Here is a 22,257-nt window from a genome sequence, read left to right as displayed (position 1 = left end):
TTCAATTTGGAGAACTAGGGGTTTATAAGTCAGTTAATTTTGATAATTTAACCAAAAACAAATATAAGCATTCAGCGGTCAGCTATGAGCTATTGATTTTGAGTCCCCGTAAAAGCAACCTTTGAAATTGAGAAATAATAAAATTTACTGTCAAACTCTCCTGACTAAACCTTAGAACTAATTATTCATTACTAATTGCTGTTAACGTAGTCCTGACCCAGGGAATAACTGACTGCTAATAGCTGTTTACGCAGCATTCCGCAGGAAATGCTTACAAACAAATACTAAAAACCTGTCGAAACGTTATAATTGTTTTTCCCTGTTGTTGTCTCTTAGGTAAAAATCTGATAAATTTATACTTTAAGAAAATCACAAACTCTTATCAAAATCATCAGTGTGAAGTCAAAATAATTGTTATGAAATATGAGGAATTGTCAATTCCAAAATAGGAAAAATTAGATTTGGTTCAACTTAAAGACAAAGTATTAACATCAGGGTCATTTCATTCTAGATTTTGACAATGAATTTATTGATTTTCAGACAGCGAAGATACATTTCCTAAACCTGTAACGTGGTTTCGTCAATACATAAAATGGCACAGTGTTAGAATGAAACAGCGCTGGTATTAACATGGCTTTCCGTTCATGTTTCAGTCTCTAGGCTCAAACATATTCTTAGAGTATAAAAAATGGCACAGTATATAGCAAACTATTATACTATAAACTAGGAGAAAGATCAACTAGCAACATTGATGCACGATCTTGCTAAATATTTTTCTCCCCTATTATTACAAATTTCTAAGTCAGAGGGTTTAGAAATAGATTTAGTATCAGAAGTCTCTTCTCATTTGCTTCATGCTAATGTAAGTGAATTGTGGCCAAAAAAGAGTTTGGTATCAAGGATCAGGAGATTTTAGCAGCGATAACTAATCATACATTAGGAGAGCGAGCTATGAATCAGCTAAGTTACATAATTTTCCTCGCAGATACTTTAGAACCAGGTAGAGGTGAAAATCCAGAGTTACAGCATTTGAGGCAACTTAGTAAGGAAAATCTCTACCAAGCAGTTTGGTTAACCTGCGATTATACTATAAAGCACTTGCTAGCTACTAATTGTTTGATTCACCCAAAAATTATATTAACTAGAAATTGGCTCTTAAAAAAGGCCCAAAAACCCGAGAATGAACAAAAAATTAAGCAGCAATAAAATTAATCAGATTATGACTAATATAAAGGCTAAAAATTAGTCAACAGAAATATCCAAAACAGAACATATAAAAAAAAGGAAACAGATAATTTAATGTCGAATTACCCCCATATTCAGTCCTTGTCAACCGAATTAAGTCAGGCAAATTCAGAATCCGATGGAACCTTAGAATTGACATCGACAATAGTTAACGCAGCATTACACCGTAAAGGAGATAACATTGTTGTGATTAAAGTATCAGAAGTATCTTATTTAGCAGACTACTTTGTAATTATCACAGGTTACTCTAATGTTCAAGTCAGAGCTATATCTCAGGCGATCGCCCAAAAGGTAGAACAAGATATAGAACTTTATCCTCTAGGAGTAGAAGGCCAAAACGAAAGTTCTTGGATATTAATGGATTATGGTGATGTCATAGTCCACATATTGAAGCCCGAAGAACGAGAATTCTACAATTTAGAAGCATTTTGGAGTCATGCAGAAAGAGTAGATACTTTATCATTGCTCAATTAGGAGCAAGCTGTCAATATGAACTACCTCTTTACTGGCATAAAATATAAGTGAGGAAAAATTGATTTATGACTAGACAGATAATATCTAGCTCTCCAGTTCCCCTAGAACAACAACCAGTCAACGAATATGAAGAACTCAAAAATTCCTGGTTGTTTTGTTGGGTAACATTAGAAAGACTTCAGTATATAAAGAAGTTAGTCTGGGTTTGGCTCTGGAGTTGGTTAGTATCAGGCCCAGTAGCAGCAGCAAGTTTTCCCCCAGAGAAATATTTGATGAAGTTTTTTCTGAGTGGGTCAGCAGGTGCAAGCTTAATTCTAATTTTGGTATTATTGCGACTTTATTTAGGTTGGAATTATATACGATCGCGTCTTGCTAGTACTACTGTTTTTTATGAAGAGTCTGGTTGGTATGATGGGCAAACATGGCTGAAAACACAAGAAGAAATTACAAAAGATAAGTTAATAGTTAACTATCAAGTTCAGCCACTTATCAAAAGATTACACAAAACTTTTTATAGTTTGCTATTAATAATTTGTCTCGGTGGAATAATCTGGGTTTCGATCTAAAATTAACCCAAAATAGTTACAAAAAATCATAGTAATTTTGATTTAGGTAGTCAAGTAATTACAGTTATTTTTACCTGACTCATTCTCAGATTATATGCTTAACTATTTTTCTAAAATATCTGCTACATTACACTATTCTATACAATAATCTCATACGGAATTGTACTTAAATAGTTTATATTTAGAAACTATTTGTAAACAAAAGATTAAGTAGGGTATGTGACGGCACGCTTACCACTGATGGAATAATGCTCGGTTTTACACCTCACACACCGGGTGCTGTGGGATGGTGCGTTAGTTTCACGTAACGCACCCTACGTGATTTAATATTCATTTAACAAAGACTCTCTTAAGACGATTATCTTAGCTGACATGACTAAAAATACTCGTACTTTTAAGGAAGAAATATTGATGAGCATAACTTAGTTTAGTATAAGAGAATCAGTTGAGACTTATTAAGATTAAATTGATAGATAGTCTTCAAAAATACAGTTAAATTAATGTACTTGATGAATACTCAACTTGCCCAAAACAATAAATAAAAATGACAAGGGGAAAAAGAACACAAACTTCGCAACTAGAAGTCAGACTACTCCGAGAAGGTATCCTTGAATCAATTCACCAAGTTCAGGCCACTGTGTGCGACCATAGAGGTCGGGTTTTGTCCGTGGCCGGAGGTGCAGATACTGCCACATTTGTCCGTTCAGCTCTCAAACCATTTCAAGCTTTAGCAGTTACTACTACAGGCACCCTAGAACGTTATGACTTAACTGACTTAGACTTGGCCATTATCTGTAGTTCCCATCAAGGTACAATAGAGCAAGCAAGACAGGTATTTAACGTTTTATGGCGTTGTGATATTGACTCATCAAAACTCCAATGTCCAACTCCTGCCAATAAAAATAGTCCTTTGCAATATAACTGTTCTGGTAAGCACGCAGGTATGCTGGCTGTTTGTCAGCAAAGAAATTGGCCTATGGAATCTTACCTACAAATGAAGCATCCAGTTCAACAGTTGATTATTAGCAAAGTCGCTGAGTTGCTGGCAATGCCCGCAGCAGAATTTATTGGCGCTCGTGATGACTGTGGTGCTCCAACTTATCTCCTGCAACTGAGTCAAATGGCAACTTTGTACGCCAAACTGGCTTCAGGTGATAGTTTGGATCTAGAACGAATTGTCAGGGCGATGACCTATCATCCAGAAATGGTAGGGGGAGAAGGAAGTTTTGATACAGAGTTGATGCGCTTGACGGCAGGAGAAATTGTTAGTAAGTCTGGGGCCGAAGGAGTGCAATGTATTGGTCGGGTAGGTGAAGGGATGGGTTTGGCCATTAAAGTTAATGATGGTGCTAAACGAGCGAAATATGCAGTGGCTATTCACTTGTTAACTCAGATGGGTTGGATAAGTCCAACTATTGCTGAGACTCTAGGGGAAAACTATATGTCTCTCAGTAATGTCAAGCGTTTGGAAGTAATTGGAGAAATGTGTATGGTATAGTTCAACAATTAATAATTAATAATTAATAATTACCTCTCCTTGAAAACGGATAGGATTGACTAATAATGAAAATTTTTTCTTGTTTCTCCTTTATGAGGAGAGGCTTTAAACCTTAATTATTCGGTGATTGGACAGCCCTGAAAAAAATTTTGAAAATATTTTGAGTAAGGGGTTGCAATTTTTATGAGGTTATGGTTATATTAATAAAAGACGACGCGGGATAGAGCAGTCTGGTAGCTCGTCGGGCTCAAGTTATAAGGTAAGACAAACAAAACAAGCACAGATAGACGCCGCTAGTCACTAAGCTTGAAGTTATACCTTGTAAGGGGCGGCATACGAAGAAATTTGTATGTGATTACTTGTCAAATTCGGGGAAACCGTTAGCGGGGTAATCCCGAGCCAAGCTCCGAATTAAAGGAGAAGGTGTAGAGACTGGTTGGCAAGTACCCTAGCAGTTCTAGTTTGATAGAAGCTGAGGGTAAAGGGACAGTCCAGACTACAAACTAATTCTGATAGTTTCAGAATTAAGGCAGTGAAAGCTGTGGTGGTAAGCATAACCCGAAGGTCGGTGGTTCAAATCCGCCTCCCGCCATAAAAATAAATAATCTAAAAGAAAGTCTGGTAAATCTTAAAATTTATCAGGCTTTTTTGATTTTCGGTCTCAATACTTTTCCTCAGGAGTCAGGAGTTAGGAGTTATATCATGTCCGGTAGCATCGTTTGTGTATAATAGAGGAGGAAGAAAAATAATTGCCCGGAGCGATATTGCTACGCAACGCTACCGCGATCGCTACTCTTCAAGCACTTGACAAATCATCAGTAGGCCACCATTGGTCGTCACGCAAACCATAACGTCTAGTCATTTAGAGCAGTCCTTAGCATATTATTCCTGTAGTTATTCTTCATAAGCATACTATACTTTTAATGTCAACCTCTTTAATTGATGACACGCCCTAGGACAGAAGGAAAAGTCTTATGTTGTCTGAGTTTTAAACTTGGTGGTGCTGCATTGTAATGGTCGTACATTCGTTGCATAAATGCGCTTGGGATTTTAATAGTTTTGTGGAAGTGGAAGTGGAATGGGCATCTTGCCCATTCCTGATATTTTCCCGTTCCTGATATTTTCAATCCTTGGCAGGATACCCACCCCACTTATATTCATTCCACCCCTCAGCAATGCCCTTTTTCCTGTATACCATGACTATGCAGGACTACCTTAAACTTTTGAACAGTCCTAACCTTTCCTTCGACTGCTGCATATATACATAATAAAGGTGAAGGGTAAATCTCAGGCATTTCATTTTGTTAAGCACATAGGCACAATAAACTTAGAATTTGCCTTTGATTTGCTTGGTTTTAGGTTGGATTTTTTTTTGATGGCCAAGTTTGATTGACATTTGCAGATGGGGGTGGTGGGACTTGAACCCACACGACTGTTAAGGTCAACGGATTTTAAGTCCGTAGCGTCTACCATTCCGCCACACCCCCGTTTTTATGTCGAGTGTTGAACTCACTGCATTTGCATAAAAAGCTCATTCCTTTATTTAAACATTATGATTAAATTTTTGGCAAGTCTTTTGAAAAAAAAAATTGAGACTTCTTGTTGAAGTTGGGAATAGAAGCTGCTCAACAAGGGAGAACAAAGGTATTTAAGGCAGGCCGAATCAATGTTAAGCCTGGACTAAAGTTAAGGTTTGGTATACTCTCCCACATCTGGGCTAAGGTTTTCTATATACTAGGACAGCATTCTTGAGGAAAAGAAGTTAAAGAGGCCGGGGCAGATATTCTCCTGAAATTCCTGAAATTATAGATAGGATTTCTGGTTCACCGAATTAAATACCTGACAATATCTAAATCTACAGATGTTTTCTATTTAGAGATTTACTCAACTTCAGAATTTTTTTCTCAAAAAACTTAGTCCTGCCAAAATATGCAATAATTTGGAGGGTTGAGGGAAAAATAGCTATTCAACCAATAATATATTAAACAGAATACGATTAACTATTGCAATTTCTAAATAAATATTGTTTATGAACTTAGAACTAGACGGGAATCTGGTAATCCTAATTATTTATGCAGTCCTAGCAGGAACTTACCTTCTGGTAATGCCAGCTATAGTCTATGCTTACTTGAATATGCGTTGGTATGTTGTTAGTTCCTTTGAACGAGGCTTTATGTATTTCTTGATGTTCTTCTTCTTCCCTGGTATGTTAGTTTTGTCCCCATTTTTGAACTTTCGCCCCAGACGGCGACAAATTGAAGGTTAATGCGACGAATTGAGGCTATTGGAATAAGTGTCGGTATTTTTGCTGCTGGTGGTATCCTTTACTTAATATTGCAGGTAGTAGGAGTCAGTGGTGTAAATGCTGGTATCTGGACACAAGCTGTATTGGTCGGTGGCTTGGTTGGCTGGCTACTGACCTATTTGTTTCGGGTTAGTAATAGCAATATGACCTATAACCAACAGTTAAAGGATTATGAGGAAGCAGTGATCCAAAAGCGTCTGGAAGAAATGACTCCAGAGGAGTTGGCTCAGTTGCAGGCAGAAGTTGAGCAAGAAAGGGCAGCTCAGAATAAGCAGGAATAATTGAAGAAGGCAGAAGGCAGAAGGCAGAAGGCAGAAGGCAGAAGGAAAAATTGCTCATGGATAGTCAACGACCGACCATTTCGTGTCTTACCAAATAACTAAGGTTTAAAGCTTCTCCTTTAAAAGGGAAAAAAGAAAAAATTTTCCTTAAGCTTCAATCCTCTTCTTTTCAAGGAGAGGTAATTATTAATTATTAATTATTAATTGTTGAAAACCCCAAGCAATTTGAAGTACCCCCGACGGTAGGGTATTAAACCCGCAACAGATTAACGAAGTCAGAAGTTAACCCACCCCTCGCCCCTCCCCCTCCCAGGAGGGGAAGTAGGGGATTTGAGCAAACCTCCAAAAATATTTGGCCTTAAAAGGCGGGGTTGCGCGACCCAATTATTTTGACAAATTATTTATCCAATATTGAAAATTAAAAATGATTTCAGTTTCTCATCGCTTTGAATCTCTACGCAATTCGGAAAATGGTCGCCAGTGTGCTTTTATTCCTTTTATTACGGCAGGCGATCCAGATTTGGAAACTACGGCCAAAGCTTTGGAGGTATTGGATAATAGTGGGGCCGATATGATTGAGTTGGGTGTGCCCTATTCTGATCCTTTGGCTGATGGTCCAGTAATTCAGGCTGCTGCTACTCGTTCTTTGGAACGGGGGACTACTTTGGAGTCGGTGTTGGAGGTGGTGCAGACGACGAGCAAGAAGTTGCGATCGCCAATTATTTTGTTTACTTACTATAATCCGATTTTGTCTCGAGGGGTGGAGAGCTTCCTGAAAAAAGTTTATGATGCTGGTGCTAGGGGTTTGGTTGTGCCGGATCTACCGTTGGAGGAGGCGGATATTTTGTTGAAACCTGCTGCGGATATTGGGGTTGAGTTGACTTTGTTGGTGGCTCCTACTAGCCCAAAAGAGAGAATAGAGGCGATCGCTCGTCAGTCTCAAGGGTTTATTTATCTGGTGAGTGTGACTGGGGTGACGGGAATGCGTAATCAAGTACAGACCCGGGTTGAAGATTTGTTGGTAGAAATGCGAGGGGTGACGGATAAACCTATTGGTGTTGGTTTTGGCATTTCTCAACCGGAACACGCTGTGCAAGTAAAAAATTGGGGGAGTGATGCGGTTATTGTTGGTAGTGCGGTGGTGAAGCGTTTGGCAGAGGGGACACCGGATGAGGGTTTGGAGGCGATAGGGCAGTTTTGTCGAAGTTTGAAGGCTGCTATTAGTTGATAGTATGGAAGAAGGAAGAAGAAAGAAGGAAGAAGGAAAAATCTTACATTGTTTGAGTTTTAAGCTGTCGATCTATCCTAACCTTTCCTTAGACTACTATATTATTGTTTGAAGAAGTATTTAGTAGAAGTCTGTTTATTGCCTGAAGAATTAAGAAAGATTTTAATTGGAATTTTGGGCATTGCTGATTCTAGGTATGATTTGAGAATTTTGTATTTGGGATTCTGTGTTTTGGATGGCTTGAGTTACTTGTTAATATTAACTGTTCCCTATTCCCTGTTATTTAGTATTTCTAAAAATTGGTCGGATAGTTGTTGAGAAATTTTCTAGATAAAGATTTTTTCCTATCACTTCAGTAGAGCGATCGCTAGTGTCAAATAGATCGTAAAATTGAGAAATAATTAGAAATTTCCAGTTGTTTTATGTAAGCCGTTGTCCGGTAGTAGGGAGAAGTGAAATTATGAATTATCGTCCAATCATTCTAGGAATTGTCGGTGATAGCGCTGCGGGTAAAACTACTTTGACTAGAGGAATTGCTCAAGTCTTAGGGCCAGAAAATGTGACTGTGATTTGTACAGATGACTACCATCGCTATGACCGCAAACAAAGGGCGGAAATAGGTATTACAGCTCTACACCCAGATTGTAACCATCTTGATATAATGCAGCAACATTTGACTCTGCTGCGTACTGGACAAGCAATTCTTAAGCCCATTTATAATCACTCCACGGGAAAATTTGACCCGCCAGAATATATTAAGCCTAGCAAGTTTGTGATTGTTGAAGGACTATTGGGTTATTCGACTAGGGGGGCGAGAGATTGTTACGATGTGAAGGTGTACCTTGCACCACCAGAGGATTTAAGGGCGAAGTGGAAAGTAAAACGGGATACTATGAAGAGGGGATATAGTGAAGAACAGGTTCTTAAAGAGATGGAAAAACGGGAACCAGATTCGGAGGCTTTTATTCGTCCCCAACGCAAGTGGGCAGATGTCGTTGTGACTTTTTATCCTCCTTCAAATGATGAAAATAGCTCTCAACTTCATGTACGCTTGGTGCTTAGGCCAACTATTCCTCACCCAGATTTTCTAGAGATTATTGGCCAAGGTAGCCCTAGTTTTCAGCCAGCAGTGCGCTTGGGGTTAGACCGGGATATGGGTAAACCAGTGGATGTTTTGGAAATTGATAGTCATGCGACTAAGGAACAGGTAAATGAGTTAGAGATGATTTTATGTCAGGATACCCCTTACTTAAGGGATTTTTGTTCGCCGAAAGGAGATCCAGATCTTGGTAAGTTAGTTGGTACAACTGGGGAACTGCTTCAGAGTTATCCTTTGGCTTTGACTCAGTTACTTGTTGCTTATCATATGATTAAGGCAACTAATATTTATCAGTAATATTTAGTTTTTAACTGTCGTATTCTTGTCATATTTTTTCTCACTAAAGTTGGGTTGGATCGGTAGATTAAGTATCAGTAAATATTGAAATAGAAACTATGCTGAACAAAATTTCCGCCGAAGAATTTTATGACAATTATGCTATCAAATATTATGATGATGTTGTGTTTAAGGGTAAGTGTAATGCACAGCATTTGAATGAAGCTTTCAAAATATTCCATTGACACAATTATCATCAAGACAGGATTTTAGATATAGGTTGTGGAACAGGGTTTCTAAGTGGATGATTGCAGGGAAATTTTGAATATATAGGGATTGATATTTCAGCTAATATGCTAGATTATGCAGCCCAAAAAGGAGGCTACAAAAATACGGAATTCTCTTTTCTCTTGCTCCATTGGATATGACTCTGAGACCTTCCCATTGCACCTTACAGGAAGCTCCGAAGAGAGAACTCCGTTCCGCTGTCGCGTTTCGCGTCAGCGTTGCGAAGCAAACGACAGCTTTTTATCCCCTTAAAAGAGGAGGGTTTAGACCAAAATTTTTCGGTAAAAAATACAAGTCTTGTGGAGAAGTTCTATGGAAGGTTTATATTGTGGTCTAAGAATTAAAACTTTTGTAAGTCTAGTTATATTTTGAAATAGAAATTATGCTGAACAAAATTTCCGCCGAAGAATTTTATGATAAATTTGCTGATAACTATGATGATGCGATCGAAGACTCTAAGTCTAAAGTACAGTATGTAAATGAAGCGCTTAAAATGTTCCAACAACGCAATTACCATCAAGGCAGTGTTTTAGATATAGGTTGTGGCACAGGTTTTCTAAGTGAATTATTGCAGGGAGATTTTGAATATACAAGGATTGATATTTCAGCTAAGATGCTAGAATATGCAGCTAAAAGAGGTTATAAAACTATTCATAAACCGATAGAAACTGCTTTAGCTGAAATTGATTCTCAGTCGTATGATTTTGTTTTTTGTTTGGGTTCATTGTATTTTGTTGAAGATGCTGCAACAGCAATTAAGCATATTTATCGCATTGCTCGTAAAAATATTATAATCAGCTTAGATGAGGCAACTGAGGAATTTATTAAAAACGTTGTTGTGCCAGTTTACGACCATTCAAAAATAGTAATTGAAAATGCGATTGAAGATTATTTTATATTAGGTTGGACTTCTCCAACTACAGGTATTCCTATCCGAACTCGGATGATTTATATTGAGCAAAAAAACTAAGGTAATGGTTTAATTAAGGTTTGACATTTAATATAGCCTATTTATCATACTATATAGGATGGTAAATATAAATAAATTTTGAACTATAAATTATGGTAAATAAAATTTCTGCTGAAGAATTTTACGATGAACTTGCTGCTAACTATGACGATGTGCTAAAAGACCCTAAGTGTAATGTACAACACATTCATGAGGCAGCTAAAATATTCCATCAATATAATTACCATCAAGGTAGTATTTTAGATATTGGTTGTGGCACAGGTTTTCTAAGTGAATTATTACAGGGAAATTTTGAATATACAGGTATTGATATTTCTAGTAAAATTCTAGATTATGCAGCTAAAAGAGGTTATAAAACTATCCACAAATCAATTGAAAAAGCTTTACCTGAAATTGATACAAATTCCTACGATTTTGTTTTTTGTCTGGGTTCATTATTATTTGTTGAAGATTCTCAAACAGCAATCGAGCATATTACTCGAATAGCTCGTCAAGCTATTTTGATTAGTATTGATGAGACAACGGAGGAATTTATTAAAAACGTTGTTGTGCCAGTTTACGACCATTCAAAAATTACAATTGAAAATGCTATTGAAGATTATTTTATATTAGGTTGGACTTCTCCAACTACAGGTATTCCTATCAGAACTCGGATGATTTATATTGAACAAAAAAACTAAAGTAATTTCAGTTATCAGTTAGCCTCCTAACGGAGTGCGGGATAGTAAAAATAAATCAATTTTGAACTATAAATTATGGTAAATAAAATTTCTGCTGAAGAATTTTATGATGATTTTGCTGCCAACTATGATGATGTAGTCAAAGACCCCAAATGTAATGCACAACACATGAGGCAGCTAAAATATTCCATCAATATAATTACCATCAAGGTAGTATTTTAGATATTGGTTGTGGTACAGGTTTTTTGAGTCAATTATTGCAGGGAAATTTTGAATATACAGGTATTGATATTTTGGCTAAGATGCTGGAATATGCAACTAAAAGAGGTTATCAAACTATTCATAAACCAATAGAAACGGCTTTACCTGAAATTGAGACAAATTCCTATGATTTTGTTTTTTGTTTAAGTTCATTGCATTGTGTCGAAGATGCTCAAACAACAATTGAACATCTTTATCGAATTGCTCGTCAAGCTATTTTAATTAGTATTGATGAAGCGACAGAGCAATATATTAAAAATTTTGTTGTGCCAGTTTACGAGCATTCAAAAATTACAATTGACAATGCTATGGAAGATTATTTTATATTAGGTTGGACTTCTCCAACTACAGGTATTCCTATCCGAACTCGGATGATTTATATTGAACAAAAAAGCTAAAGTAATAGTTGAATATTTAATAATATTTAAGGTTCAACGCTCGCCTATTTATTATACTATTACTATGCTGGATGATAGAGCTAAGTCAATTTTGGATTGTAAGTTATGGTAAACAAAATTTATGCTACAGAATTTTATGACGATTTGGCGGCAAAGTATGATGATGATTGGCTCAATAATAGTCAGTATAATGTACAACATGTAAATGAAGCAGTTAAAATATTCCAACTACACGATTATCGTCAAGGGAGTATTTTAGATATTGCTTGTGGAACAGGAGCTATTAGTTAATTATTACAGGGAAATTTTGAATATACAGGTATCGATATTTCTACTCAGATGCTGGAATATGCAGCTAAAAGGGGCTTTGAAGAAGGAGACAGGAGACAGGAGACAGGAGACAGGAGACAGGAGGAAAATTACATGGGGATAGTCAACGAAGGGCCGCTCCGCGTCTACGCTCCCCCAAGTAATTTTGAACACCCCCGTTGACGGTGGGGTATTAAACCCACAAAGAAAATGATAAAACTATCAACAAGTGAATTGAAACAGCTTTACCGGAAATTGAGACAAATTCCTACGATTTTGTTTTTTGCCTCAGTGCATTACTGCTAATTGAAGATGCTAAAACGGCGATCAAGCAGATGGAGCGCATTGCTCGTCAAGCTATTTTAGTTAGTATTGATGAGACAAAAGAGGAATTTATTAAAAATTTTGCTGTGCCAGTTTATGACCATTCAAAAATTACAATTGAAAATGCAACTGAAGATTATTTTATAGCAGGTTGGATTTCTAAAACTACAGGAATTCCTATCCGTACTCGCATGATTTTTATTGAAAAAAACAATTAAATTTAATTATAGATTAAGTAGTGATTTTTTAGTTTACCTCCTGACAATTAAAAGGATGTACTGAACTAATATCACTACTTCTAAAAGACTATATTTTTTTTAAAATACGAAAGGTAATATTGAAGTGGGAGCAGGTATCATTTCACTACCTCTAAAATCTAGTAGTTGTACAATAATTAAATAGGCGATCGCCAAAGCGATAGAAATAGCTCCAGTAATAATAGCGACAATTTTTCCACGATCCATAATTTTCTACTCCTGAACTTATTTCATAATTAAAAAAATTAGCTTTTTGTTGGTTGGGTGGAGGAACGTTCTTCGTAGCTTATCTGCAGGATAAACTCAACAAACTCGTTTTGTCTGTTGGGTTGCGCTACCGCTTAACCCAACCTACAGTATTATAACTGACTCCTGAGTTCTAACTTCTAACTTCTAACTTCTAACTTCTAACTTTTGACTTTTGACTTTTGATTTCTCATCCAGAACGTCTACGCAAAACCTCAACCAAGGTGAGAAAATCTTCTGGTAAAGGAGCGATCGCTGAAATTAACTCTCCAGAAATAGGATGTTGTAACTCTAGTCGCCAAGCATGAAGCGCTTGACCATTTAAATTCACTCCTACCGAACGACCTTTTCCATAAATAGTATCCCCCACAATAGGATACCCTATTTTAGCACTGTGAACCCGAATTTGATGAGTCCTGCCAGTCTCTAACCGAAACAACATCATAGAAAAATTTCCCAAACGTTCCTTAACTTCCCAATGAGTAACGGCGACTTTTCCGCCTCTTTCCACTGGTGTCACTGCCATCTTTTTGCGGTCTACCCGATGACGACCAATAGGTAAATCTATTTTACCACTATCTGTTTTCGGACTACCATAAACTACTCCTAAATATTCCCTTCTAGCAGTTTTCGCCTGTAATTGTGCCTGCAAATGTTGATACGCTTGGTCTGTTTTCGCGACCATTATTGCACCGGTCGTATCCTTATCTAAGCGATGTACAATACCCGGTCGTTGCACTCCACCAATACCCGCCAAAGAATCACAATGAGCTAAAAGTGCATTCACCAAAGTACCATCAGAATGTCCGGGAGCTGGATGTACGACTAAACCTGCTGGTTTGTTGATAATTAATAAAGCATCATCTTCGTAGAGAATATCCAGAGGAATATCATTAGCTTCTATTTCTAAAGGTACTGGTGGGGGAATAGTTAAAATAATCCGATCGTCATGCTGTACTATTACTTTTTTAGAGGTGCAGAGTTGGTCATTTATTTTCACATTACCTTGGGATATTAACTTTTGAATATGCGATCGCGATAGGTCAGGTATTTGCTCAGATATCCAGATATCCAAACGCTGATTTATTTGCTTGACAAATTCACCCTTACTCTTTACCTCTAAAATTATTGAACTTTCATCAGCCATAAGTTGTACAAATTGTTAGTGGGATAAAAACCCGATTAAACCTAAACTTAAGTATAAAATAACAAAATATCAAATATAGCACTACGCAAATAGGGAGCGGACATTTTTAACGAAGTCAGAAGTCAAAAGTCAGAAGCGAGTGTGTAATTCTGAGGTCCCCTCAGAATGTAAGACACACTCAAGACAGTCAGAAGTTATTTTTGTAACGGGAATTTAAGTCCCGCTCCAAAAATATTTCGCCTTAAAAGGCGGGGTTGAGCGACCCATATTATTTTGATAAATGATCAAAGTTAGTCAGGGATTACTTCTGACTTCTGTACGTCGCCAATCCGACGGCTCCCCTATCTGACTTACGCGTAGCGCTATAGGTTGGCCAAGATAGCTACTGAATTAGAGAATGAAACATACTCTTTCTGTTTTAGTTGAAGACGAAGCGGGAGTTTTGACCCGCATTGCTGGTTTATTTGCCCGTCGTGGTTTTAATATTGAAAGTCTGGCGGTTGGCCCAGCAGAACAATCTGGTGTTTCTCGAATTACAATGGTGGTGCCTGGGGACGACCATGTGATCGAACAGTTGACCAAACAACTATATAAGTTGATTAATGTTTTGAAAGTACAAGATATTACTGCTATTCCCTGTGTGGAACGAGAGTTAATGTTACTCAAGATTAATGCTACTACAAATATGCGATCGGAAGTGGTTGAAATTGCAAATATTTTTCGGGCGCGGGTAGTAGACTTAGGTGACGACTCATTAACTATTGAAGTAGTAGGAGACCCAGGAAAAATGGTTGCCATTGTCCAAATGCTTGCTAAATATGGTATCCGTGAAATTGCTAGGACAGGCAAAATAGCTTTAACTCGTGAGTCTGGAGTTAATACTGAGTTCCTAAAATTGAGAGCTTTGGAAGTAAAAATGTAAGTATTTTCTAGGATGTTAATTAGGAAAGGGTTAATCCTATAGGAGAGGGAATGGTGATTTAAGCTTTTATCTGATTTATAAAACTACTATTTTTTCTCTTTTTCAACTTGACTTTCCTTGAAATTTTACTGATTTAATTTTTATCCTAATCCTAGTTATTTTCAATTAAATATCCTACCTTAAGTAATTACTCCTTTTTTGAGTGCAACCTCATTAGAAGTAATTACTTTTTTTTATTAATATTTTTTTTGTGTTCATTAAATAGAAAGACTAACAATATCCTTAAGGATATCCGACGGTAATATCGCTAAAAATACGATTTTTAGCTTAAAAAAAATTAAGGGAAGTGTTTTGACTTAAGACAAATATACTAACTTTTTGATATTGCAAAATTGCTCCCGTAACTCTACAAAGTTCCATGTAGATCTAGATAGAAAATTAAATAATTTATTGTTCTTAAGACACAAAACAAGTAGTTAAATTATTTCAATTAATTATGAATTTAAACTACATGATTTGGCTGATTTTTCGAGCAATATTTAATTACTAAAAACCTGAATTTACAAGGGAAATCATCCCTATTTTTCAACTACTGTCCTTTAAATTTACAACACAACAAACTATGGCTACTACACTTCCTTCCGCCCAAGACCAATATATGCTCGAATTGATCAACAGAGGTCGCCAAGACCCTGCTGCAGAAGCAGATCACTATAATATTGATCTAAATGAAGGACTCGCACAAGATACAATCTCCACTGATGCCAAACAACCTCTAGCATTTAATCTCAACCTCAATACTGCTGCTAACGAACACAGTCAATGGATGCTAGATAACAACGAATTTAGCCACACAGGAGAAAATGGTACACAATTCTGGGAACGTATGACGAATGCGGGGTACCAATGGTTTGGTGCTGGGGAAAATATCAGTTTTGATTCACCACTAGCTTCCGGTATTTCCGACTTCACCGGTCTTGTGGAGGAAAACCACAAAGATCTATTCATAAGTCCAGGTCATCGTGAAAATCTTATGAATGCTAGCTTTGAGGCAATCGGAATTTCTTCATTACAAGCAACGACGTATACTTGGAACGGGACAACTTACACTGATGTAGTGATGACTACCCAAAAGTTTGGCCGTAATAACGATGGTCCATTTATCACAGGTGTTGCTTACACTGATGCAGTCATTGATGACGATTTCTATACAGTTGGTGAAGGAATAGGCGGCATAACAGTTACAGCAGTTGATACTGCCAATAGTGCTAATACTTTCACAACTACTACTTGGGATGCAGGTGGTTATAGTTTAGATGTAAGTCCAAATGCGACTTACGATGTTACCTTCTCTGGGGATCTCGATGGGGATGGTCAGGCAGATGATACAGCTACTTATCAAGTTACTGTTGGTTCCGAAAACGTCAAACAAGATGTAGTGAGCGACAACTTACCTCCATCTACTCCCACCAATAGCGCCCCCACCGCAGTAGAAATAGATAACAATACCATTGCTGAAAATAGTGGCAATAATACAGTGGTAGGTAACTTAACTACTTCTGACCCTGATGCTGGGGATACTCACACCTATGAATTGTTAGATGATGCTAATGGTCGTTTTGGTTTAGATGGAGACCAAATAGTCGTTGCTGATGGTTCTGGGTTGGATTTTGAAAGTGATGCGAATCATAATATTACTGTGCGAACTACTGATGCTGGGGGTGAAAGTTTCGAGCAACAGTTAACTATTAATGTAAGTAATGTGGATGAGACTCCCACTGAACCAGATAACTTCAATACTATCTATGGAAGTGACAACAACGATAATCTACGTGGCACAGTAGATAATGATGCGATCTACGGTGAAGGTGGCAATGATTTAATTATTGGACGGAAAGGTGACGATCTGCTCAATGGCGACAGTGGAAATGACGAAATTAATGGTGGTTCTGGTAACGATATCCTCAATGGTGGTTCTGGTAACGATATCCTCAATGGTGGAAGAGGTATGGATACTCTTACAGGAGTAGACATAACTTCTGCTCAACCTGGTTATAATGAGATAGATATTTTGCGGGGCAATGCTGATGCCGATCTATTTATCTTAGGCGATAGTAGTCAAGTTTACTACACTGGAAATGGTGTCAACGATTATGCTCGGATTGATACTTTCAATAGTGGTCAAGGCGATCGAATTCAACTATCTGGAAGTAGTGGTGACTATACATTAGAAGAAAATGTTCCTGGATTGCCAAAAGGAACTGCTATTTACAATAATGATGATTTGATTGGTATTGTCAATAATGTTGTAGATATGGATTTGAATAGCAGTGATTTTTCTTTTGTATAAATCTCTAGTTTGGTCTAAATTGATTTGGTTGGTAGTGGTGCATTTCATGATTTTGGTAAAGGTATGGTGAGCATTTTAGCCACCATCCACCACTACTATAGCAAGGAATACCAAAACGTTCTTTGCTCTAAATACCAGGTAAGTCTACCAGTTCTTCTAATTTGCCACTTCATTTGTCAGTATTCAACTGGACATGATATTAGTCTACTCGACCCTCAAGCAAATGATTTTTGTGCGAAAAGAGCAAATTTTTTTCACTATTTTCCCTTCTACCTTGAAGCCAATAAGTAATCATTTCTCCTCTACCTCTAACTGAAATATTTCCCCGTGGTTCTAATAAATATTTATCTTTTAAAACTTGATAAGTAGCTTCAGTAACTTGAATTTTTCCAGGTATTCCACTTGCTTCCATTCGAGATGCCACATTAACTGTATCACCCCACAAATCATAAATAAACTTTTTAGTACCAATTACTCCTGCTACAACAGTTCCAGTATTAACACCAATCCGAATTTGGAAAGGTTTTCCCAAGTCATTTAAAAATTTAGTAATGGCCTGCTGCATATCTATTGCCATTTCAGCGATCGCTTCTGCATGATCGTCTCTAGCTGCGGGTAGACCACCAACGACCATATAAGAATCCCCAATAGTTTTAATTTTTTCTAAATCATGTTGTTCAGTCAATTGATCGAAAGCTGAGAAAATTCGATTGAGCAGATCAACTAATTGATTAGGAGATATCCGAGCTGAAAAACCAGTAAAATCGACAATATCAGCAAACAAAATAGTTACATTTTCAAACCGTTTAGCAATTGGATGTTGATTTTGTTTTAATTTTTCAGCAATCTTCGCAGGCAAAATATTCAACAATAAACGGTCAGATTTTTCTTGTTCTAATCGTAGTGCACTCTCTACATGCTTACGTTTTGTAATATCTTGAATTGTACCTTCATAATAAAGTATTTCTCCCTCAAAATTACGAACTACACGAGCATTTTCAGAAATCCAGATTATAGTACCATCAACACGATAAGCTTCTGATTCAAAGGATGATATAGAACCATCTTTGTCAAGGGCAGCAATAAACTCAGAGCGACGATTTGGATTAACATACAGTTGTTGGGCAATGTCAGTCATTTGATTTTTCAACTCTGCTTCCGAGGAACAACCATACATCTTCGCTAAAGCTGGATTTGCACTAATGAAATATCCTTCTGGGGAAGTTTGAAATATACCTTCTGCAGTATTTTCAAAAATGCTACGATATTTTTCTTCAGCTCGCTGTAGTGCATCTAGCACCCGTTTGCGTTCTGTAATATTACGCGCTACCCAAATCACACAGTTATCTGGTAATGGTGAAATGTTAGCAGTAAACCAAATTTCATTAGGATTAGGAAGAGGAGAATAGGGATAGGGAGGCAAATCAGAAGATTTGTAATTAGGAACTTTGCATGAAATTCCCCATAGAGAGTTAGGCTTTTGAATATTGCCGTTCTGTGGATTTACAAGCAGACTATATTCTAAATTAACAGTTTCATGTGTATTCAGCACCCGCTGAATATTAATCATAAATAGGTTTGCTTGTTGAGGAGGCAAAACTTCATAAACACTTTTACCAATCAATTCATTGATGGGACTATATAACACTTCTGAATTAGTAGATAAGATTTTGACATATCTACCTTTAGCATCGAAGACAGTAATTACATCAGTCATTGCCTCAAACAAAACCCGCAGTTCCGCTTCTGATTTTCGTAAGGCGGTTTCTACTCGTTGACGCTCTGTAACTTCCATCATTAACAAACGATTTGATTCTTTGAGAGCAGCAGTACGTTCCTCCACTTTTGTTTCTAACTGCTGATTAGCTCTTTGCAATGCTTCTTGTGCTTGTTTACGTGCTGTAATATCTTCAACAGTTCCTTCGTAACGAATTAAATTACCATCTCGGTCTCGTACAGCTCTGGCATTTTCAGAAGTCCAGATCAGACTACTATCTCGGCGATAAACTTGTGACTGAAAGTTAACTACAACATCATGCTCCCGTAGTATTTGCATAAGTTGATAGCGGCTTTCTTGATTACCGTAAAGTCGATGTTGTAAGGAAGTAAGGTTAGTAATCATCTCTTCAGGAGATTCATAGCCATAAATTCTAGCTAATGCGGGGTTAACACTTATGAAGTAACCATCGGGAGTTGCTTGGAAAATTCCCTCGACGGCATTTTCAAAGATGGTACGATATTTCTCTTCTGCTTGTTTGAGTGCTGCTTCTGCATCTTTGCGTTCGGTAATATCAATACCTACAGCAAAAGCAGCTTTACCTTCAGCATATTTTTGGGAAACAATTAAATAATTCCGAGCAACACCATTCGCATAAGCAGATACTTCTCGACAGTCATCCCGAGCGTGACTGGCAAAAAATTGGCGCATAAATTCACTAAATTCTTCGCTGGCTTTCAGAAAGCCAATATTTTGGCCAATAAAAGCTTCTTTTGGTAAATTGTAAGTTTGTGCTAAGTGTTTATTAACTCCCAAGTAATGTAAATCTGAGCTGATCCAAGAGACAATTCCTGGAACTGCTTCTAAAACAGCTCCTAACTGTTCTTTAGTTGCTCCAAGGTCTGATTCAGCTTGTCTGCGTTCGGTAATATCAATACCTACCACAAAAGCAGCTTGATTTCGATCATATTTGCGAGCAACAATTAAGTGATTTTTGGTTTGATTTTGGTAATTTGAAATAATCTCAGAAGTTATTTCCTGCTGAGAACTTGCAAAAAATTCTTTAATTAAGGTATTAAATTCAGAGCTTTTATCTATAAAACCAATATCTTTACCGACAAAATCTGTTCTCGATCGTTTAAAGATATCAGCTAATTGTTGATTTACTTCAATATAGGTTAAGTCTGAATTAATCCATGAAACCATTCCTGGAACTGCTTCTAATACTGTTTCTAGTTTTTCTTTAGCTGCTAAAAGATTTTGTTCTGCTTGTTTGCGTTCGGTAATATCAATACCTACCACAAATGCAGCTTGATTTTGATTGTATTTTTCTGCTACAATCAAATAATTTCGAGGTTCTCCATGAATTTGTGATACTATTTCACCTGTGATTTCAGACTCAGAACTAGCAAAAAATTTATCAACAAATTTATTGAATTCAGAACTTATGCCTAAAAAACCAATGTTTTTACCCATAAATTCTTTTCTGGGCATACTAAAAATATCAGCTAACTTTTGATTAACTTCTATATAACATAAATCCGAACTAATCCAAGATACTGTACCTGGTACTGCTGCTAATACTGTTTGTAACTGTTCTTTAGCATTTATTAGGTCATTTTCTGCTTGTTTGCGTTCTGTAATATCAATACCTACCACAAAAGCAGCTTGGTTTTTGTTGTACTTTTCTGCGACAACCAAATAGTTGCGAGGTTGTCCATGAACTATTGATGTAATTTCACGACTTGTTTCTAAATTTGAACTTTCAAAAAATTCTTGTAGAAAGTCATTAAACTCAGAACTTGCGCCTAAAAAACCAATATTTTTACCCGCAAATTCTTCTCTGGGCATACCAAACATCTCAGCTAACTGCTGATTGACTTCTATGTAGTGTAAATCCGAACTCACCCAAGATACTGTACCAGGTACTGCTGCCAAAACTGTTTGTAATTGCTCTTGAGCTGCTTTCAGAGCTGTTTCTGCTTGCTGGTGTTTAACAATTTCTTGCACTAACCGATCGTTTGATTCTTTGAGTGCTGCAGTGCGGTCTTCAATGATCATATTTAACTCTTGCTCATTTAAAATGCAACTTGAATTTGCTGTTTTTAGTTCACTAACACTTTGGCGCAGAGCAATCAATTCCTGAATCAATTCCTTTTTAGTTTTATCTTGGTCATTCATAATTTTCAAAGTTTATGATGATCTGGGAGGATATTAATTTGTATTTAATCGTGTACTTATTTATACAAAGTTCTCTTGATTCCTATTTAATTTGTGGGCAATAAATATAATCATTTTGCTATTCAAAATGTTATACATTATTATCAATTAATACTAACTGTTGATAACAAATATTAATTATTCTCTCTCTCCTACCATAATAGTAGTTTTAATTTGGGTCGGGTGGACTTGAAGAATTTGAGAATATTAAAAATTTTTTCCTTTAAATCCTCCTATTTTCTGCTTTCAAAGCATCTATTCTAAAAATTAATTAAATTGAGAAAGGCGACAATTTAACAATTGTTTATATTTAGATGAATAGATTGGTAGATACCAGAGGGCTATCTACCAATCTATTCATCGATCTAGTAGACATTTCCTGATATAATTTGTATCAATTATGATATTTTTTCCCTGGTTTGATATCTCTGTATTCCTTATTTTGAGAAGGTTACAGATGGAGATGCTCTATGATAGCCAAAAAGCTGGTGATATTGTAACACTCTCATATCTTAATGTCAAAATTTGGCCATGGATCTGAAATAAATTGTTACTTTATCAAATAACCAATTAATTAAATTTGATATCTAGTAATCTTAGATGTAGTTATATAGACAATATTCTGGGAATAAGCAAAAACTCTATAAGAGATAAAAATATCAGAATTATTTTTAGGTATCTACTACTACTTAGATTAGTAGAAATCTACTTCATATTGGGATTATCGGCGAGTTAAAACCTTGTAGTCAACAACACCAATTATTGTAAAATTTCTCATAGTAGTGAGATGTAATTTTATTCAATTTCCTACTTTTTCAGCAATTTCACTTTCAAAAATATTTAACACAACCACCTTGAGGAAATATTAGGGGAGATGGGGAGTGTGGAGAGTGTGGGAACCCACCCCTAACCCCTCCCAGGAGGGGAATGTGGGAAGATCAAGAAAGATTTGGCAATGGCGCTCAGATAGAACATTTTTTTATACCGAACCCGAGCAGATTTGATATTAGCGGAGAAGTTTTGGATATATGCACTCTAGAGAAAATCTTCTTTTGATATCAAGTCTGCCTCAGTACTTAATTAGGACTTATACCATGTCCGGTTGATTACTTATAAATAAACTACGGAGGAGTTAGGAGGGAACAAAGAAGAATAAACAGGAGTAGAAGCAGAAAGTTTTTTGTTTGCTGGCGCAC

21 protein-coding genes and 1 tRNA gene are annotated in these 22,257 nt (G+C 36.7%); 18 read left to right on the top strand and 4 right to left on the bottom strand.

All coding sequences use genetic code 11. The features are described 5' to 3' along the window. The first annotated feature begins 873 nt into the window (after positions 1-873). The 4 genes from yqeK to F6K27_RS02520 all read left to right on the top strand — a co-directional run bounded on the left by yqeK (position 874) and on the right by F6K27_RS02520 (position 3,783). On the top strand, positions 874-1,206 hold the full coding sequence (gene yqeK / locus F6K27_RS33465) for a bis(5'-nucleosyl)-tetraphosphatase (symmetrical) YqeK (RefSeq protein WP_353735921.1): 333 nt from the start codon (positions 874-876) through the stop codon (positions 1,204-1,206). 93 nt (positions 1,207-1,299) lie between these two features. Then, entirely contained in the window at positions 1,300-1,719 is a 420-nt protein-coding gene (rsfS, locus tag F6K27_RS02530) for a ribosome silencing factor (RefSeq protein ID WP_287273229.1), read from the top strand. Between the two features lie 65 nt (positions 1,720-1,784). Continuing rightward, positions 1,785-2,285, top strand: a complete 501-nt coding sequence (locus F6K27_RS02525) for a CGLD27 family protein (RefSeq protein ID WP_287273228.1) — start codon at positions 1,785-1,787, stop codon at positions 2,283-2,285. A 544-nt stretch (positions 2,286-2,829) separates the two neighbouring features. After that, the gene (locus F6K27_RS02520) at positions 2,830-3,783 is read left to right on the top strand and encodes an asparaginase (protein ID WP_287273227.1); all 954 of its coding nucleotides are present in this window, start codon (positions 2,830-2,832) and stop codon (positions 3,781-3,783) included. A 1,403-nt stretch (positions 3,784-5,186) separates the two neighbouring features. Here the strand turns inward: F6K27_RS02520 and F6K27_RS02515 are convergent. Continuing rightward, a tRNA-Leu gene (locus tag F6K27_RS02515) sits at positions 5,187-5,270 on the bottom strand. A 542-nt stretch (positions 5,271-5,812) separates the two neighbouring features. On the opposite strand from F6K27_RS02515, the gene ndhL reads away from it, so the two are divergent. The 12 genes from ndhL to F6K27_RS02455 all read left to right on the top strand — a co-directional run bounded on the left by ndhL (position 5,813) and on the right by F6K27_RS02455 (position 12,420). Then, positions 5,813-6,049 (top strand): NAD(P)H-quinone oxidoreductase subunit L, encoded by a 237-nt coding sequence (ndhL, locus tag F6K27_RS02510; RefSeq protein ID WP_287273225.1) that lies wholly within the window; start codon positions 5,813-5,815, stop codon positions 6,047-6,049. Beyond that, complete coding sequence (locus tag F6K27_RS02505) at positions 6,049-6,369, top strand: DUF3007 family protein (protein ID WP_287273223.1); 321 nt, start codon at positions 6,049-6,051, stop codon at positions 6,367-6,369. The genes ndhL and F6K27_RS02505 overlap by 1 nt, the downstream gene beginning before the upstream one ends. Positions 6,370-6,793: 424 nt before the next feature. Next, positions 6,794-7,597 (top strand): tryptophan synthase subunit alpha, encoded by an 804-nt coding sequence (gene trpA, locus F6K27_RS02500; RefSeq protein ID WP_287273222.1) that lies wholly within the window; start codon positions 6,794-6,796, stop codon positions 7,595-7,597. A 460-nt stretch (positions 7,598-8,057) separates the two neighbouring features. Continuing rightward, positions 8,058-8,993 carry a phosphoribulokinase gene (locus F6K27_RS02495; RefSeq protein WP_124147582.1) on the top strand — a complete coding sequence of 312 codons (936 nt, stop codon included), beginning with the start codon at positions 8,058-8,060 and terminating at the stop codon, positions 8,991-8,993. Between the two features lie 98 nt (positions 8,994-9,091). Next, positions 9,092-9,217 (top strand): hypothetical protein, encoded by a 126-nt coding sequence (locus F6K27_RS02490; protein ID WP_287283973.1) that lies wholly within the window; start codon positions 9,092-9,094, stop codon positions 9,215-9,217. Positions 9,218-9,642: 425 nt separating this feature from the next. Next, positions 9,643-10,230 (top strand): class I SAM-dependent methyltransferase, encoded by a 588-nt coding sequence (locus F6K27_RS02485; protein WP_287273220.1) that lies wholly within the window; start codon positions 9,643-9,645, stop codon positions 10,228-10,230. A gap of 92 nt (positions 10,231-10,322) precedes the next feature. Continuing rightward, positions 10,323-10,910, top strand: coding sequence for a class I SAM-dependent methyltransferase (locus tag F6K27_RS02480; protein WP_287273219.1), 588 nt, complete (start codon positions 10,323-10,325; stop codon positions 10,908-10,910). Positions 10,911-10,985: 75 nt separating this feature from the next. After that, the gene (locus F6K27_RS02475; RefSeq protein ID WP_192901307.1) at positions 10,986-11,132 is read left to right on the top strand and encodes a hypothetical protein; all 147 of its coding nucleotides are present in this window, start codon (positions 10,986-10,988) and stop codon (positions 11,130-11,132) included. Positions 11,133-11,155: 23 nt separating this feature from the next. Further along, a complete protein-coding gene (locus F6K27_RS02470) occupies positions 11,156-11,569 on the top strand; it encodes a class I SAM-dependent methyltransferase (RefSeq protein WP_287273217.1) in 414 nt (137 codons plus the stop codon). A 105-nt stretch (positions 11,570-11,674) separates the two neighbouring features. Beyond that, positions 11,675-11,860 carry a hypothetical protein gene (locus F6K27_RS02465; RefSeq protein ID WP_287273216.1) on the top strand — a complete coding sequence of 62 codons (186 nt, stop codon included), beginning with the start codon at positions 11,675-11,677 and terminating at the stop codon, positions 11,858-11,860. A gap of 48 nt (positions 11,861-11,908) precedes the next feature. Further along, a complete protein-coding gene (locus tag F6K27_RS02460; protein ID WP_287300831.1) occupies positions 11,909-12,061 on the top strand; it encodes a hypothetical protein in 153 nt (50 codons plus the stop codon). A gap of 152 nt (positions 12,062-12,213) precedes the next feature. Next, positions 12,214-12,420 (top strand): hypothetical protein, encoded by a 207-nt coding sequence (locus tag F6K27_RS02455; RefSeq protein WP_287273215.1) that lies wholly within the window; start codon positions 12,214-12,216, stop codon positions 12,418-12,420. A 99-nt stretch (positions 12,421-12,519) separates the two neighbouring features. Here F6K27_RS02455 and F6K27_RS02450 read toward each other — a convergent pair whose 3' ends face one another. Together F6K27_RS02450 and F6K27_RS02445 are read right to left on the bottom strand one after the other, a co-directional pair. Then, positions 12,520-12,666, bottom strand: coding sequence for a hypothetical protein (locus F6K27_RS02450; protein ID WP_287273213.1), 147 nt, complete (start codon positions 12,664-12,666; stop codon positions 12,520-12,522). Between the two features lie 229 nt (positions 12,667-12,895). Further along, positions 12,896-13,852, bottom strand: a complete 957-nt coding sequence (locus F6K27_RS02445; protein ID WP_287273212.1) for an RluA family pseudouridine synthase — start codon at positions 13,850-13,852, stop codon at positions 12,896-12,898. Positions 13,853-14,249: 397 nt separating this feature from the next. Between F6K27_RS02445 and ilvN the strand changes: the two genes are divergently transcribed. Further along, the gene (gene ilvN / locus F6K27_RS02440) at positions 14,250-14,774 is read left to right on the top strand and encodes an acetolactate synthase small subunit (RefSeq protein ID WP_124147476.1); all 525 of its coding nucleotides are present in this window, start codon (positions 14,250-14,252) and stop codon (positions 14,772-14,774) included. A gap of 622 nt (positions 14,775-15,396) precedes the next feature. Further along, a complete protein-coding gene (locus F6K27_RS02435; protein WP_287273210.1) occupies positions 15,397-17,124 on the top strand; it encodes a CAP domain-containing protein in 1,728 nt (575 codons plus the stop codon). 199 nt (positions 17,125-17,323) lie between these two features. On the opposite strand, the gene F6K27_RS02430 is transcribed toward F6K27_RS02435, so the two are convergent. Then, positions 17,324-21,022, bottom strand: a complete 3,699-nt coding sequence (locus F6K27_RS02430) for an adenylate/guanylate cyclase domain-containing protein (RefSeq protein ID WP_287273208.1) — start codon at positions 21,020-21,022, stop codon at positions 17,324-17,326. Between the last annotated feature and the right edge of the window lie 1,235 nt (positions 21,023-22,257).

The sequence above is a fragment of the Okeania sp. SIO2F5 genome (assembly GCF_010692685.1).
GTDB classification, from domain to species: Bacteria; Cyanobacteriota; Cyanobacteriia; order Cyanobacteriales; family Microcoleaceae; genus Okeania; species Okeania hirsuta.
This window is presented reverse-complemented; position numbering and strand designations above follow the sequence as displayed.